General features: G+C 43.8%; 14 protein-coding genes. 5 read left to right on the top strand and 9 right to left on the bottom strand.

From position 1 onward, the window contains the following. Positions 1-2 precede the first annotated feature (2 nt). The 3 genes from ACUM5Y_RS11215 to ACUM5Y_RS11205 all read right to left on the bottom strand — a co-directional run bounded on the left by ACUM5Y_RS11215 (position 3) and on the right by ACUM5Y_RS11205 (position 4000). On the bottom strand, positions 3-2405 hold the full coding sequence (locus tag ACUM5Y_RS11215) for an ATP-binding protein (RefSeq protein ID WP_445976965.1): 2403 nt from the start codon (positions 2403-2405) through the stop codon (positions 3-5). 7 nt (positions 2406-2412) lie between these two features. After that, entirely contained in the window at positions 2413-2925 is a 513-nt protein-coding gene (locus tag ACUM5Y_RS11210) for a putative pterin-binding protein (RefSeq protein WP_445976964.1), read from the bottom strand. Positions 2926-3097: 172 nt separating this feature from the next. After that, positions 3098-4000 carry an aldo/keto reductase gene (locus ACUM5Y_RS11205; protein WP_445976963.1) on the bottom strand — a complete coding sequence of 301 codons (903 nt, stop codon included), beginning with the start codon at positions 3998-4000 and terminating at the stop codon, positions 3098-3100. 215 nt (positions 4001-4215) lie between these two features. Here ACUM5Y_RS11205 and ACUM5Y_RS11200 point away from each other — a divergent pair, with 215 nt between their 5' ends. Genes ACUM5Y_RS11200 through ACUM5Y_RS11190 form a run of 3 tightly spaced genes read left to right on the top strand, consistent with a single transcriptional unit; the run spans position 4216 to position 7003 of the window. Beyond that, positions 4216-5130, top strand: a complete 915-nt coding sequence (locus ACUM5Y_RS11200) for a heme/hemin ABC transporter substrate-binding protein (protein WP_445976962.1) — start codon at positions 4216-4218, stop codon at positions 5128-5130. Continuing rightward, the gene (locus ACUM5Y_RS11195; protein ID WP_445976961.1) at positions 5130-6191 is read left to right on the top strand and encodes a FecCD family ABC transporter permease; all 1062 of its coding nucleotides are present in this window, start codon (positions 5130-5132) and stop codon (positions 6189-6191) included. The genes ACUM5Y_RS11200 and ACUM5Y_RS11195 overlap by 1 nt, the downstream gene beginning before the upstream one ends. A 17-nt stretch (positions 6192-6208) precedes the next feature. Next, entirely contained in the window at positions 6209-7003 is a 795-nt protein-coding gene (locus tag ACUM5Y_RS11190; RefSeq protein ID WP_445976960.1) for a heme ABC transporter ATP-binding protein, read from the top strand. A 106-nt stretch (positions 7004-7109) separates the two neighbouring features. Here the strand turns inward: ACUM5Y_RS11190 and ACUM5Y_RS11185 are convergent, their stop codons facing one another. Together ACUM5Y_RS11185 and ACUM5Y_RS11180 are read right to left on the bottom strand one after the other, a co-directional pair. Continuing rightward, positions 7110-8186 carry a hemin-degrading factor gene (locus ACUM5Y_RS11185; protein ID WP_445976959.1) on the bottom strand — a complete coding sequence of 359 codons (1077 nt, stop codon included), beginning with the start codon at positions 8184-8186 and terminating at the stop codon, positions 7110-7112. Positions 8187-8207: 21 nt separating this feature from the next. Further along, positions 8208-10100 (bottom strand): TonB-dependent receptor plug domain-containing protein, encoded by a 1893-nt coding sequence (locus ACUM5Y_RS11180; protein ID WP_445976958.1) that lies wholly within the window; start codon positions 10098-10100, stop codon positions 8208-8210. 309 nt (positions 10101-10409) lie between these two features. On the opposite strand from ACUM5Y_RS11180, the gene aroA reads away from it, so the two are divergent. Beyond that, positions 10410-11687 carry a 3-phosphoshikimate 1-carboxyvinyltransferase gene (aroA, locus tag ACUM5Y_RS11175; RefSeq protein WP_445976957.1) on the top strand — a complete coding sequence of 426 codons (1278 nt, stop codon included), beginning with the start codon at positions 10410-10412 and terminating at the stop codon, positions 11685-11687. A 50-nt stretch (positions 11688-11737) separates the two neighbouring features. Here the strand turns inward: aroA and ACUM5Y_RS11170 are convergent, their stop codons facing one another. Together ACUM5Y_RS11170 and ACUM5Y_RS11165 are read right to left on the bottom strand one after the other, a co-directional pair. Beyond that, positions 11738-11986, bottom strand: a complete 249-nt coding sequence (locus ACUM5Y_RS11170; RefSeq protein WP_445976956.1) for a DUF2164 domain-containing protein — start codon at positions 11984-11986, stop codon at positions 11738-11740. Continuing rightward, positions 11973-12473, bottom strand: coding sequence for an OsmC family protein (locus ACUM5Y_RS11165; protein ID WP_445976955.1), 501 nt, complete (start codon positions 12471-12473; stop codon positions 11973-11975). Before ACUM5Y_RS11165 ends, ACUM5Y_RS11170 begins: the two co-directional genes overlap by 14 nt. A 113-nt stretch (positions 12474-12586) precedes the next feature. Between ACUM5Y_RS11165 and gloA the strand changes: the two genes are divergently transcribed. After that, entirely contained in the window at positions 12587-13114 is a 528-nt protein-coding gene (gene gloA, locus ACUM5Y_RS11160; RefSeq protein ID WP_445976954.1) for a lactoylglutathione lyase, read from the top strand. A gap of 644 nt (positions 13115-13758) precedes the next feature. Here gloA and thiH read toward each other — a convergent pair. Next, the gene (gene thiH / locus ACUM5Y_RS11155; RefSeq protein WP_445976953.1) at positions 13759-14937 is read right to left on the bottom strand and encodes a 2-iminoacetate synthase ThiH; all 1179 of its coding nucleotides are present in this window, start codon (positions 14935-14937) and stop codon (positions 13759-13761) included. Further along, positions 14934-15710, bottom strand: a complete 777-nt coding sequence (locus ACUM5Y_RS11150) for a thiazole synthase (RefSeq protein ID WP_445976952.1) — start codon at positions 15708-15710, stop codon at positions 14934-14936. Before ACUM5Y_RS11150 ends, thiH begins: the two co-directional genes overlap by 4 nt. Positions 15711-15712: the final 2 nt, after the last annotated feature.

The following is a 15712-nucleotide window of genomic DNA, read 5'->3' as shown; positions in this document are numbered from 1 at the left end:
GACTAAACCACCTTTTTTAAATCATGCAGAGACTCGATAGCATCTAAAAAGTCGTAATCTGCAATATACACTAAAACTTGTTTCAGCAATTCTTCTTGTTTATTGTTTGTTATCCCGATAGATAACGCCTTTACCCTCTCCTCTGCTTGAATATCACCAGAAACAAGTAAAGACTCTATATATTCAATTTCACCCAAAAATTTTCGACTTTTTTCATCGTCACATTGACCGATTTGTTCTAACTCCTTTCTTTTCAAAAAGTCGATCGACGTCTCTATTAAAAGTTTGTTATCTAAAGGTTTGTACATGACTTCATCAAAGCATTTTTCTATGCGCTCACCTGAATCTGTATTCACCACATCAGCTGTCAGACAGATGATAGGTGGGGTAGTATCTTGTAGCTTTCCTCTAATGCGTTCAGTCGTTTCAAAACCGTCCATTTCAGGCATACGAATGTCCATGAGAATCAGATCATATTTTTTTGTTGTTGCTTTCTCAAAGGCTAGCTGACCGTTTTCCACCCAATCAACCTCAATACCTATCTTGCGGTATAAATCACAGACTATATTTGCGTTCGCACTATTATCTTCGGCCAATAGGATCTTTTTATTGCTTATTAAAAAATCACTTTTTCTTAGGTAACTTGGAATTAAATCCATCTGTTCATTATTAGATGAATACGCAATATTCTCCTCAATAAGCGCTTTGACTTCACTTGGCGTAATCAACATTGAACAAGATTCGGAAAGCGCTGCCTTTTTATCCTTACAATAGACTGCGCATATCTTAACCAATTGAGAAATGTTATCTGAATAGGCTTTAGACAATTCGAAAAAACGTTTATCACTCACTATTAGAGGGGGTTGATTATTTACATTGCAGTTAGAAATTGATGCGAGCAGATCTTCTTCGCTCAACCTTTGCCCTTGATTAAATCCTGCATCATTTAAAAATAATATGAGGTCGGCATCATCATTCATAAAGCTAACAGATTGATACGATATACATTCATTAAAGGCAGGGCGATAGGGTAAGCTAACTTTAAAAACTGTCCCTTTCTCTTCAATGCTTTCATAGCTTAGCTCTCCACCCAGTAATTCAACGAGTTGACGAGTAATGCTTAAACCCAACCCAGTACCACCATATAAACGAGTTGTACTACTATCAGCTTGTTTAAACGCTTCAAATACATCGACTCCCTTGGCGATACCTACACCAGTATCAGCTATTTCAATAATGAGACACTGGTTATGTTGCTTAGTTACTCGTAAATCCACTCGACCTGTAGGCGTGAACTTAATCGCGTTTCCGAGTAGATTAATAAGTATTTGTTGTAACCGATTATGATCGCCGATTAGTAGATCGCTTATTTCGAAACCTCGGGACACACAGAAGTGAAGCTTTTTGCTGGCAGCCATCTCAGCATTAACATGAAAGACATAATCCAGAACTTGATCCAAACTAAATTCCGATTCTTCAAGCTCAACGCCATCAGATTCCAGCTTCGAAAACTCTAAAATGCCATTTATGATGTGCAACAAACTATCTGCCGATGTTTGAATTTTTTTAACACGGTCACGGGCCTTAGGAGTAAGCTCCTCTTCCATTAATAAATAACTAAAGCCGATAATTGCATTCATAGGTGTTCGAATTTCATGACTCATTGTCGCCATAAATTCTGATTTAACCTTTACAGCTACTTGCGCCTCTTCCACCGCAGTTTCGAGCTTACGAGTAAGCTCAAGTGACTTATGATATGACTTAGTCCTTAAGCGTAACTGCTTGAATAGCATATATATGATGAACATTACTGTGATAGTAAGAATAGCAATAAGGCTTGCAAGCTTGATAAATAAGTCATAAGAACCTTCCCTTCGCTCAACCTTTTCTACTGAGCGCATTGCAAGAGAGCTTAAAACAATATCTTCCGTAAACTGTAGAACCTGATTGCTACCCTCAAGAATAGAGGTCACATTGACAATAGCTCCATCATTGAATAATAAAGCATCCATGTGGTTCAATTTGTCAGTGATATTTTGTGTCACTTCCTCAGAATTCGGCAGGCGTAAAAAGACTTGCCTCAGTTGACCATGCTTAATTACATTCAATCGACTATAGAGAATATCGAAGCGATTTTTCGCCTCTTCTAAGCGAACCTCGTCAGGCTGATCTTCCAGCAACTTTAAAGCATTGCGTAACTTCAGTGCTTCTCTATCTAGCTGATAAGAAGCCCAAAGGGCATCCTCTTCAACAGCAGACATTATTACTTTTTGCTTCTCTACAAGTTCGTAGAACGTACCCACGGCAGCTGCCATAAATATGACAGCTGCACTCACCATAATAGGGATAGGTGTACGCTTAAAAACGAGATGGCTGAATGAATCGCCTGAGAAAAACCACTTCATAAAGTGACTATTGGACAACTATGGACTTGATCTGCCAAACAGATCGATTATGTATTACTTCGTTATTTAGCTCTGGTTGGTCACTGAATGGATAAAGGATAAATAAAGGCCCCTTGTTACGAACTGACATAGGCTTACCATTAATATCCATTGCTAATAGAACATTGTATTTATCAGCATCTTCCGAAGGGACTATGGCACTATAATCATTCAAGGCTGTCACTTTTAATGAGCTACCTTGTATGCCTATTGCATTTAGTAAAGTCGATAGTAATGGCCCCTGATACAAATCGCTGCCCTCTGACCAGGGAGTCTCAGTTTGTAAATCACTTACACCAAGCGCCCGTAACATAGCTCTATCAAACTGAGCTGTATCTCCAACATTGGTATGACTAATTTTCCCAGATACTGTAAGGATAACTTTGCCTGATGGCTTAGCTAAGTTAGCAGCCATAACATTAGCGCTAGTTAGGACCAACATAATCAAAGCTAAGAAGTTGATTAGAAGATTTTTTTTCATAGGTGACTCCCAATTTATAATTATAGTTTTTTGGGAGTATATGAAATTGTAAGAATTTTTCCCTTACCTTATTACGAAATATTACAACTTAAAGACCAAGAGTAACAAAAATAAAATTGACATAATTATTTTTTATGTTTAATCCTACCTATCCTTACTCTTGGGAACGACATCAGGCGACGGAATGACCTTGTGAGGCAATCCAAACTTTGAACCAGTCATCATCACTCAATGTGATGGCAAGGCTAGCTGCGGCAAGCTTTAAGCGCTCAAGATTCCCTGAGCCCACCACTGGGCAAATTCCCGCAGGGTGGCGTAGTAACCAGGCTAACGCTAACTGATCAATACCCGTTTCATACTTATCTGCAAGTTCTGTTAGCACATTGCGCACTCTTAGGGAGGACTCATCGTTGGATGAGAACAAGCGGCCACCACCTAAAGGAGACCAAGCCATAGGTGTTACTGCATGCTGCTGCATATGATCCAGACAGCCATCATTAAAGTGTTTTAGCTCTAAAGCAGATAGCTCTACTTGATTCACCACCAAAGGCGCCTCGACACGGGATTGCAGCAAATCAAATTGTGCTGGGGAATAATTCGATACACCAAAGTGCTTAACCTTACCTAGGGTAAACAGCAAATCAAAAGCCTGAGCCACTTCATCCGCATCCATTAATGGGCTTGGACGATGCATCAACAAGGTATCAATGTATTCGCATTTTAAGCTGGCAAGGGATTGATCGACACTGGCGATAATATGCTCAGCACGATAATCGTAGCGGTGTACCTTAATATCGGGTTTGTGGGAACTAGGTAGCAAAATGCCACATTTGGTTACGATTTCTACTTTTTCGCGTAGAGAAGGCTTCAACGCCAGCGCCTGCCCAAAAAGCGCCTCACACTGATAGTCACCATAGATATCCGCATGGTCCATAGTGGTCACCCCTAACTCCACGCAAGACTCCACGAAACTGAGCAATTCAGCAGATGACATTTGCCATTCATTGGCTCGCCAAAAGCCTTGGGCGATACGTGAACCTTCAAAACCTAATGGGTGATATTGGTGTCTCATCATAACTATCCTTTTATTTATTTGCCGCCATTTTAATCAACAAAAGCACAAACGGAAACGATCTTGTCCTAGATTAAGCGCCTTCCCTCACTTGCCTCGAAAATTCCCTTAACGTTTAACACCTATGCAAGTAAACAAGTCGCCATAGGCAATATAAAATTGACTTTCATTTGATAATGATTATCATTTTGTTAATTCTATTTAACTAGGCTTCTAATATGACCCTTCTACGACAAATCACAGCATCTTCTCTTTTTTTGGCAATGCTTCAAATGCCTCTTCACGCGGCAGACCGCATTGCTGTTGCGGGGGGATCTATCACCGAGATCATCTATCGACTAGGCGAAGAGCAACGAATTGTTGGCGTCGATTCCACCAGCACGTACAAAAATGCTGACGAAACGCACCCATTACTAGGTTATGTAAGGAGCATTTCAGTTGAGGGGGTGTTATCTCTCAGCCCTGATTTACTGATTGGTGAAAACGATACAGGCCCAAGCAAAGCATTGGAACAAGTTGCTGCCGTTGGCTTAACAACAGCCATCATTGAAGAGGACGGTACCCTTGCTTCTATTCCAGAGAAAATCCGTCACGTTGCAAGGTTGTTAGGGGTTCAGGACAAAGGTGAAAACTTAGTCAATGAAATTCAGGTGGACATAGACGCCCTATCTTTTGCCAGCACTCAACTGAAGGCATCTTCTATTGAAAAACCTAAAGTACTGTTTTTATTAACACTGAGAAATGGCACGCCCATTGCGGCAGGCAGCCAAACATCCGCTAATACGACCATCTTAGAAGCGGGAGGGGAAAACGCCATAGCGAATGAAAAAGGCTGGGTAAAACTCTCTCCTGAAGCGGCATTAGCCTTTAACCCTGATGTGATCGTAGTTATGAATCATCATGACGCACCTTATGAAGCCGTCAAGAAACTGGCGCACTTTAAATACACAAACGCTGTGAAGAACAAGGCAGTTTACAGCATAGATGGGGGCTATCTATTAGGCTTTGGCCCTAGAACCCCCCAAGCCATTATTGAACTTGGCACCATGATTTACGCTGATTACCCATTACCGAATGACTATCAATTCCGGTATGACAACAACGCAAAAAATAGCAGTGAGCATGGTTCGTAATGGATACTCTTACCCTTAGTACGGAGCGCAGCTTAAGGCAAAATCTCGCCCACCCTATTTCTATTAGCTTGCTGGTGATTGGCTTTGTCTTGTCAATCAGTATTGGCGCTATGCCTCTGTCATTAGGGCAAATTGCGGATGACCTGCTGAGTTTCACCTCCCCTGCCAATTATTCATTGGGCACCAATGTTCTATTGGAAATTCGATTGCCACGTACTCTTCTTGCCATGGCGGTTGGCGCAGCGTTAGGAATATGCGGTGCCGCCATGCAGGCGCTATTCCGTAATCCGTTAGCGGACCCAGGGCTAATTGGTGTGGCTGGCGGGGGCGCTTTTGGAGCTGTAGTGATCATAGTGCTAGGCAATGCAATCGCACCTAATTTCATGGCTTATTTTGGCTCCTACGCCCTACCCATAGGCGCCATGCTTGGCTGTCTTGGGGTATGTGGAATTATATACAAACTCAGCAACCGCCAAGGCCAGTTCACTATTATTACCCTATTGCTGGCTGGGATCGCGGTAAATGCTATTGTCGGTTCATTAATCGGCATCCTGACGTTAATCAGTACGGATGCAGAGTTAAGAGAACTCACCTTCTGGACCATGGGTAGCCTTGGGGGCAATAGTTGGTCGTTAAGCCTGCCGGTGTTTGCCTTGATCCTCATCAGTTTGGTTGGACTTAATAGACTTGCTAAGCCCCTTAACCTTTACTTGCTTGGAGAAGCTCAAGCCCAGCACTTAGGCGTCCCTGTTGCTAAGCTCAAAAAACAAGTATTTCTATTTACCGCTATCGCCATAGGTGCTGCGGTTTCTATCAGTGGCATGATAGGTTTTGTCGGCTTTGTGATTCCCCACTTAGTTCGCATCCTTATTGGGCCAGACCACAAGTATCTTTTCCCGACCAGCATGTTGCTCGGTGCCAGTTTTCTAACCCTCACTGACATCATAGCTCGTGTGGCCATTAGCCCAGCCGAGTTACCCATAGGCTTGGTAACCAGCGCACTGGGCGGCCCTTTTTTCCTTTATGTGCTTTATAAGCAGACAAGTCGCTTGAGCAACTAGTCCATTAGGTAATGATTATGTCTATAAAAACTCACAATCTATCTATTATGTTTAATGGCAAACCTTGCCTTAAGAATATCAATCTATCCAGTGCTACTGACGAGCTAACCATCTTAATCGGCCCTAATGGCGCGGGGAAATCGACCCTATTAAAAGCCTGCAGCGGCGACATTGTCAGCTCACAGGGTCAGGTAACCATTAATGATAAGGGCATCGGGGAATATTCCGCGATGGAACTGGCCAAAACCCGTGCCGTGATGACTCAGTCTTATGAAATGGGCTTTAGTTTTTCCGTTCACGAAATTGTCGCCATGGGCTGCTATGCCTACGAAGGGCAAATATCCAAACAGGAAAAAAGGCAAATTGTTCATGAGGCTATGGGGTATTTGGGCATCTCACATTTAAGTGAGAACAACTTTATGACCCTTTCTGGTGGAGAAAAACAACGTACTCAGCTTGCCAGAGTGCTGGTACAACTCTGGTTCCCTTATGAGCAGGAAGAAGCACGCTTCCTGTTATTGGATGAGCCTACCTCAAGCCTAGACATTTTCCATCAATACCATGTGCTCACTTTGGCGAAAGAGCTTACCAAACGTAATATTGGCGTACTGGCTGTGGTACATGACCTATCTCTGGCCGCAAGCTTTGCGGATCAATTAATTCTGCTTAGCAAAGGGGAAGTTGTTGTACAGGGTGAAGCCAAAACTGTGCTGCAAAGGGATTATTTAAATCAAGTGTATGGGGTGAAAGCAGACTACCATCAGTTCTCAGCTCAAACAAAACCGACCATTGTGCTGGATACTCAGCAGTAATTTTCGTCAGCCTATTTTTGGATAGGACACCATGAACAAAAAAGGAGTGCCGAGGCACTCCTTTTTATGACGCTGAATTTATCCGTTTAGCTAGGTTGTCATTAAGTTAAGCAACCAATGTCGCTTCAGCAACATGACGCCAAGCTAAATTCTCCGGGCTCTTCTCAATCCGCTTACCAAAGAACTGAGCAACTTGACGACTTTGATCATCGTATAGTTCCAGTGATGTAATAATGCCATCAGAGGTTGGCTTTCTTACCAGCCAACCTTTCTTTACACCGCTCATTAGTAGATGCAAATTAAACTCTGGATCGAGAACATTCAGCCAATCCCCCATTTCCACTACCGAGTGAATTTCTCCTGAGTGAATTTGAATCCCCCCATTGTTGCCAACAAAGCACATGATGGGCACTTGCTCTTCCGCCAACCTGTTAAGGACGGCTTTCAATTTAGTCACATCAAAGGGTTGGGCATATTTTTCACCGACAATGTCAAATGCCTGCTCGCGGGTTACCGCGTATTTCTTCAGTAGCCCAACAAACTGATGAACATCTGTCATGTTCGACCAATCCTCTTGCAACGCTTGCTGATCAATGGCGGCAACATCCACCAAAGGCGCGGGCTCAGCGACTTCAACAAAATCAATCGCTGTAGATTGATCTGTATTTCTGTAGCGGCTTAATAATTGCTCATAAGCCTCGACATTACTGTTGTCTTGAAGATAGAGCTTTTGGATCGCAACACCGGATTCATCAAAGAACTGCAAGCTCAAACGCTCACCTGTTTGCAAACGTTCGCGCACAGCAAAGCCATGTTTCCAGCGTCTTAAAAACAACCGTAAATCAATACGGTTGTCCGAGGAAATTATTAAACCCATTCCCATTGGGCCACCGACTTTGACGTTTTCATAAATGCCTTTACGCTCATGCACAGCATAATCGTTGCGCATAAGGATCATCACATAACCTAGGCTCGGTAGATCTTTAAGCAGGGACGAGAAGTCCCCGTTTAAATACAAACTCTGCACACCCAGTTGGTTGCTAATCAACTCTGCCTCAGGGACGTTTAGCCCCTGAGCGACATCCCGTTGTCGAGCCTTTGGATGCTCTTTTTTAAAGGCTATGTACTTCTCTACCAAAGAAGACTTCGCACTTGGTCTATCAAATAATGCGTCTAACGACATGGTTACTCCACTTGGTGTTAATTAGAAAGTTGATGTCAGAGACAATTTGTAAGAGCGACCGCTTTCTAGGTATTGATCTGAGTCGTTAAGCACAACCTTGTTGGTCAAGTTATTGATACCAAAACGTACGCGAGTATTGTCAAATACTTGCTTGCTGACACCAAGATCGGCAACGAAATACGCGTCAATAACCTCAGTATTATCATCATCGGTAAACTGATCTCCAACATAACGAGCGGCAGCATCTAGGTCAAAACCTGCAAAGGCACCTTTGTGTTGGTAATTTAGCTTAGCAAGGTGATCAGCTCGATCCGTCAGTTCTTTACCTGTTGATTCATCTTCAGTATCTAGGTAGGTATAACTTAGGGTTAATTTACGGGCTGCATCATCACTGTATACCGACCAATTCACCTCTAGCCCTTGCAAAATAGCCGAGTCGACATTGTTGTACTGAACAGAAGTAAAGCCTGATGTCGTAGTCGACGTGGTGGAGATCAAATCTTCTACGTCCGAACGGAACAGGGTAATAGCACCCGATGAATTAGTTTGTTGGAAAGTTAAACCAACCTCCGCCGTTTTCGCAGTTTCAGGCGTTAGATCATCATTACCCTGGTATTGACGAGTTGGCCCTGCACTGACCACATAACTGGACGACCCTTGACTGATAGAAGGGGCTAGGTAACTTTTACCATAGCCAGCTTTAAAGCCAATGCTTGGAGTCAGTTTGGTCAAGACACTGATCTTAGGGCTGGTTTCGCTGCCATATTTACTATGAGAGTCATAAGCAACACCAAAGGTTAAGCTGGTATCTTCTGTAACTTGGAAAACATCCTGAGCCGTCACAGTAGTGGCATCAACTTTATCTTGGAAAGTAGTGGTATCATCACGGATAGCCTCCTCTTCGCGGTAGTTGATCCCTAAGCTCAAGTAGTTTTTATCATTCAGATAACCTTGCGTATCTAACGCCAAATCATCTTCATTGACTGTCCACACTTTCGTGCCTTCAATCACATCTGCTTCACCCGTTGTTAACGAGGCAGACGTATCAAAGCCTTTTATGTTAGTGAAGTATTCTGCCGTGAAAATCTTATTTTCAATATCTGTGGTATCGCCTTCTTCACCAGTACTCCTAAATTCTTTTGAACGCTCGTCAGACGAAATGGCGCCCAGTTCAAAACGATCACCATTGTCCAGATCAACCCCCAATTCAACTTGGTAATTATCAACATCTTTGGAAGACTGCAGACTGGCCAAATTATCTTCATCAAGAATTTCATCCGTTGAAGTGGCCTCGCCAGAAATCAAAAGATCAATATTGTCAGTCACAGCACCCGAGGCAGAAAGACTTAAGCCTTGGCCATCACCACCATTTGCATCATCCATTATCTCACTGTAAAGGGAAACCGAGCCGGTCCATTCCGCTGTCGCTTTTTTGGTAATGATATTGATCACACCCGCTAGAGCATCAGCACCGTATAGACTAGACGCTGGACCACGAATAATTTCGACACGCTCAATATTCGCGACCGGTACTAGCCCGTAACGATAAGCAGGCTCAGAAGGAACACTTCGGTCCGTATTTGGAATACGCTTACCATTTACCAAAATCAGCACTTGTTCAGAACTAAAACCTCGAACTTGAGGCGCCAAGGCTGGGTTATTACCCGTTTTCACTAACTGCACACTCGGGGACATATTGATGATATCGGTAATGTCACTCGCCCCACTGGCTTGTATGTCTTCCGCTGTTATCACACTTACCGAGCCCGAATAGCTGCTCTCATCCACTGGCGCCTTAGCGGAAACAATAATGGAATCTAGCTCTAAAGGCGTATTCTCTGCGGCAAACGCGGCACTAGTCGCACCTAAACAAGAGCAAATAAGGACAACCAATTCTTTTTTCTTAAACTGCATATCTAAAACCTAAGTTAGTTGGAATGAAAAGTTCGACCCGTCCATGTAATCTATTTGCAAATAATAATGATTATCATAACCATTATCAACAATATCTTTATATAGATTTTCTTTTGTATGAATTTTTTTGAAAATGACATCCCACTTCTTCCTAGGTATACTAATCCGCATTCAAGACGGACCTCTTCATTAAGAGCGAAGCGACCACCACTACACGGAATACTTCTACACCTAATAAAAAGCTACTTAACTTTCTCTAACAAACTTCTAAAGCATATAAAAAACAACTTCTTAGTGATGGACAAACACATGAATTCAATAACACTTGGCCCCCTAAGCAGCGCCAATGGTGAAATCCAAATCCCTGGTTCAAAAAGCCTTTCGAACCGCATTTTACTTTTAGCCACCTTGGCAAAAGGCACTACTAAAATTACCAACTTGCTCGACAGTGATGATATTCGCCATATGTTAGACAGCTTGAAGCAACTGGGTGTGAACTACCGTCTTGAAGATGAAGGTACTACTTGTTACCTAGATGGATTAGCAGGCCCAATCCAAGCGGATAAAGGCGATTTATTCTTGGGCAACGCTGGTACCGCCATGCGTCCATTAACCGCAGCCCTATGCTTGGGCCAAGGTGAATTTCACCTACACGGTGAGCCGCGCATGCACGAACGCCCAATTGGTGACCTAGTCGATGCTCTACAACACCTAGGCGTTGATGTTCGTTATGAAGGTGAAACCGGCTACCCGCCGCTACGCATTCACGCCAATGGTTTAAAAGGCGGCGAAGTTTCTATTAAAGGTAATATTTCCAGCCAGTTCTTAACGGCTATCTTGATGAGTGCGCCGCTAGCTCAAGGTGACCTAACCATTAAAGTAGAAGGTGAATTGGTTTCCAAACCCTACATAGACATTACTTTGCATGCCATGAAGCAGTTTGGCGTGGACGTTGAAAATCAAAATTACCAAGCTTTTGTGGTCAAAGGCGGCCAGACCTACCAAAGCCCAGGCGAAATCATGGTGGAAGGTGATGCTTCTTCAGCCTCTTACTTCCTAGCGGCTGCGGCCATTGCTGGTGGTAAAATCAAGGTTCATGGTATTGGCACAGACAGCGTGCAAGGCGATGTAAAATTCGCAGAAGTACTGGAAAAAATGGGTGCCAAAATCACTTACGGCCCAACTTGGGTTGAAGCTGAGCGTAACGAGCTAAAGGGGGTGGATTTAGATATGAATCACATTCCTGATGCCGCCATGACCATAGCCACCACAGCCCTATTTGCCGATGGCCCAACAACGATTCGTAATATTTACAACTGGCGTGTAAAAGAAACAGATCGTTTATATGCTATGGCCACTGAACTGAAGAAACTAGGCGCTGAGGTTATAGAAGGCGAAGACTACATCAGTGTCACTCCGGTTAAAAACCTACAACATGCTGCGATCGATACTTATAACGATCACCGAATTGCCATGTGTTTTTCACTGGTGGCTTTCTCGGATACACCTGTAACCATTAATGATCCGGGTTGTACTTCCAAAACCTTCCCCACTTACTTTGAGTTATTCCGCTCAGTAAGTCAGTAAACATCAAAAAGGCGTCCTATTTTATAGGGCGCCTTTTTCGTTCTTTGCCATCAACTGTTATCCAGCTTTTCCAAGCCATATATATCTTCGTTAATAGTATCTATCTTCTGCATCATCACCTGCTGAGCATCGGCAAGCCCTTGATTATAAAAAGCAGCAGAAAAATTTTCGCTAATAAAATCTAGGAAAAATTCCCCTTCGAATGTGCCGATCTGAGTATTCAATTCTTGATCAAGGTATTCCTTTAGCTGCTCGATCATTTTGGCTTTTACCCTAGGCTCCAATTCAATTTTGGCCATATTCGTTAGCTTCCTCGTCAGCAAGTAAGATTTCCGTCACCACATTAGTCGTCACGGAATTGGCGATAAAACATTTATCATGAGCCAGCTCATGCATTTCTTGCAACTCTTGTAATGAAGGTTGCAGGCCACTAGAAAAGTTCACTTGTGGACGTAAACGCACTTCTGTCATCGCTATTTTGCCCGCACTATTTTTAGTCATCACACCGATAGCATTATCCAAGTAATGATCCACTACAAAGCCTTTTTGGGCGGCAATGGATAAGAAAAACAGCATATGACAACTGGATAAAGACGCCACAAACGCCTCTTCTGGGTCTAAATTTTCCTCATTAGAGTAAGGCATTGGCACCACATGAGGTGAAGAGGACGCTGGCACGCTCAACCCACCATCAAACGACCATTGATGGGCACGACTGTATTTATTATCTGTATAAGCCTCATCACTACCACGCTGCCAAACCACTTTTGCATAATACTCAGACATAGCTTCCTCTATTCACTAATGACAATGACCTTATTGATTGCAAAATTCTTTGTTGTACCCCGCCCATGCTACCTCATAAAATACCCTAACTCATTACAGAAAAGGCTTTCTATATGTCATCATTTAACGAATCACCCGAAGCAATATCCCAGGCAACCGAAGGGTATGTGATGCAGCAAACCATGCTGCGCATTAAAGACCCAAAACCCTCTTTAGCGTTTTATCAAAATGTCTTGGGGATGAAACTACTAGGCAAATACGACTTCCCTACCATGAAATTCACCCTGTATTTTTTGGGTTATGAAGAAAACGTACCCGAAGAAGATGGTCCAGAAAAAACTAAGTGGGTGTTTAAACGCCCAGCCTTAGTTGAGCTCACCCATAACTGGGGCAGTGAAAACGACGACAGTTTTGCTGGTTACCATAATGGCAACGACGCGCCAAAAGGCTTTGGCCATATCGGCATCAGCGTTCCAAATGTCTATCAAGCTTGTGAACGCTTTGAAAAATATGGCGTGAATTTTGTTAAAAAACCTGACGACGGTTCAATGAAAGGCTTGGCTTTCATACAAGACCCAGACGGTTATTGGATTGAAATCTTTTCAGCTCAAGGCATTACAGAGATTATCCACTCCCAATAGTTCTCACCAACTATTTAAACGCGCAGCCTTCGGGTTGCGCTTACCTTTTCTACCGCCCCGCTTCAATTAAATGAATTTGGATGTTGTTTTGCATTCTCGCTAACGCGTTGAGGATCAAAAACTCACTGGAAAGCACACTTTATCTTCAAGAGATTTTCCGCGTCACACTGAAGTGTGACCTACGACTGATCATCAGAAAATATTGGAAATGTTGCGTCGACCAAGAGAAGGTTGTGGGTTTGCATTTACGTTGACGCGTTGAGGAACGAAACAGGCGCAAGTAAATGTGAAGCACAACCTTAATTATGCCACCACTCGGAACGAAAGCTCGGTCAAGAAGCTACTTTTTCTTCAAGAGATTTTCCGCGTCACACTGAAGTGTGACCTACGGTTGGTCATCAGGAAATGTTGCGTAGACCAAAAGAAGGTTGTGGGTTTACATTTACGCTGACGCGTTGAGGAACGAAACAGGCGCAAGTAAATGTGAAGCACAACCGATCGTCACCACAAGTGGCTAGCAAAGGTTCTGCGTAATCCCTTCAAGTTAATTTGGTTGTTGTTTTGGCATTTACGCTGACGCGTCGAGGAACGAGACAGGCGCAAGTAAATGTCAAACAACAACCAGCAATATCATGCGAACACAATCAACACAATGCTGGGTCCCAATCTTTCCAAACCACCTCTTTCCCTTGTCCTCGTATCATAGCGGCAATCTCTTGAACACTGCGCTCATCACTGATTTCAAACTGCTCAAGGGCTTGCTGTGCATCCTCAGCATAACCACCAGGTTGTGTTTTAGATTCTGCACTCATGGTGGTAAAGCCCATGTTCACCGCATGGTTACGAAACTCCGCCGACTCACGGGTGGACAAGCTCATTTCCACATCTGCATCAAACAAACGCCAAGCGGCGATCAATTGCACCAATTGACGATCAGAAATCACAGTTTTCGGCGTAATCCCTCCTTCACAAGGGCGAATACGTGGAAAGGCCACACTGTAACGACTGCGCCAATAGTTTTTTTGCAGATGCCTTAAATGATAAGCCATCATCACCGAATCTAAACGCCAATCATCTAAGCCCAACAAAACACCTAGCCCTATCTTATGAATGCCCGCTTTTCCTAGGCGATCCGGAGCGTCCAGTCGGTAATTAAAGTTCCCTTTATTACCCCGCAAATGATGTTCTAAATAGGTTTTTTTCGAGTAAGTCTCTTGATACACCAGCACCGCATCCAAGCCCAAGCTTTGTAATCTGGCGTACTCCTCTGTTTCCAACGGCTGCACTTCCATTGAAAGCTGACTGAAGTGCGGTTTGATGTGGGGCAGCATTTTTTCAAAGTATGGCATAGAGACACGTTTTGTCTCACCAGTGACCAAAAGGATATGATCAAACCCCTTGCCTTTAATGGCCGCGATTTCCGCGGCTATTTGCCCTTCATTCAAAGTTAAGCGCTTAATGGCATTGCTCATGGAAAAGCCACAATAAGTACATTCATTGGCACAGGTATTCGACAGGTACAAAGGCGCAAACAAACTCATGGTGTTTCCAAACCTTTGCTTGGTAAGCTGTTCGCTCTTCAGCACCATTTGCAACAAAAAGGGTTCCGCTGCAGGAGAAATAAGCGCGGCAAAATCCGCCACACTGCGTTTTGGCTTAGCTAAAGCTTTTAACACATCCTGCTCAGTAATTTGAGATTGTTGCTCGACAATTTGCGACCAGTCGACATTCTCTAACCAAGCACTAAACTGCCCCGCCATCGCAGGGCTTTGTACCGGTGCAAACTTATCTTTACGATCACTTCCAATGAGCTGACCTGTCACGATAGAGCTCCTAAAAACTCTGTTAGCGGACTAGAGGCTTGGGCTTTTACTTGTTTTTCCCCTAACCCCGCTTCATAGGCCATACGACCAGCGATCACCGCCATGCGAAATGCTTGTGCCATGGCTTTAGGGTCTTGCGCCACGGCCATGGCGGTATTCACTAACACTGCATCCGCTCCAATCTCTAACGCTAAAGCCGCATCGGAAGGGGCGCCAATACCCGCATCAACAATGACAGGAACATTACTCTGCTCAATGATAATTTCTAAAAAAGGTCGACTAGCTAAGCCCATGTTGGAGCCAATCGGTGAGCCCAGCGGCATCACACACTGGCAACCCACTTCTTCTAAGCGCTTACACAACACGGGGTCGGCATGCACATAGGGCATGACCACAAAGCCTTGCTTCACCAACTCTTCAGCGGCCAATAATGTTTCCATGCCATCTGGCATTAAATACCTAGGATCTGGGTGAATCTCTAATTTCACCCAATTGGTTTGCAAAGCTTCCCGAGCTAACTGAGCCGCAAAAATCGCCTCTTTGGCAGTACGTGCCCCAGAAGTGTTGGGTAACAGCTTTAAACCCTGATGCTGTAAAGGCTGCAAAATATTATCACTGTTGTTCTGTAGATCCATGCGCCGCAACGACAAGGTCACCAGCTCACTTTCACTGGCCACCAGCGACGTCATCATGGTCTCAGCACTGGCGTATTTTCCCGTGCCAGTGAATAAGCGTGAACCAAACTCGTGATCGGCAATGACTAAATTGCTCATGG

The sequence above is a fragment of the Marinomonas dokdonensis genome (assembly GCF_052747885.1).
This window is presented reverse-complemented; position numbering and strand designations above follow the sequence as displayed.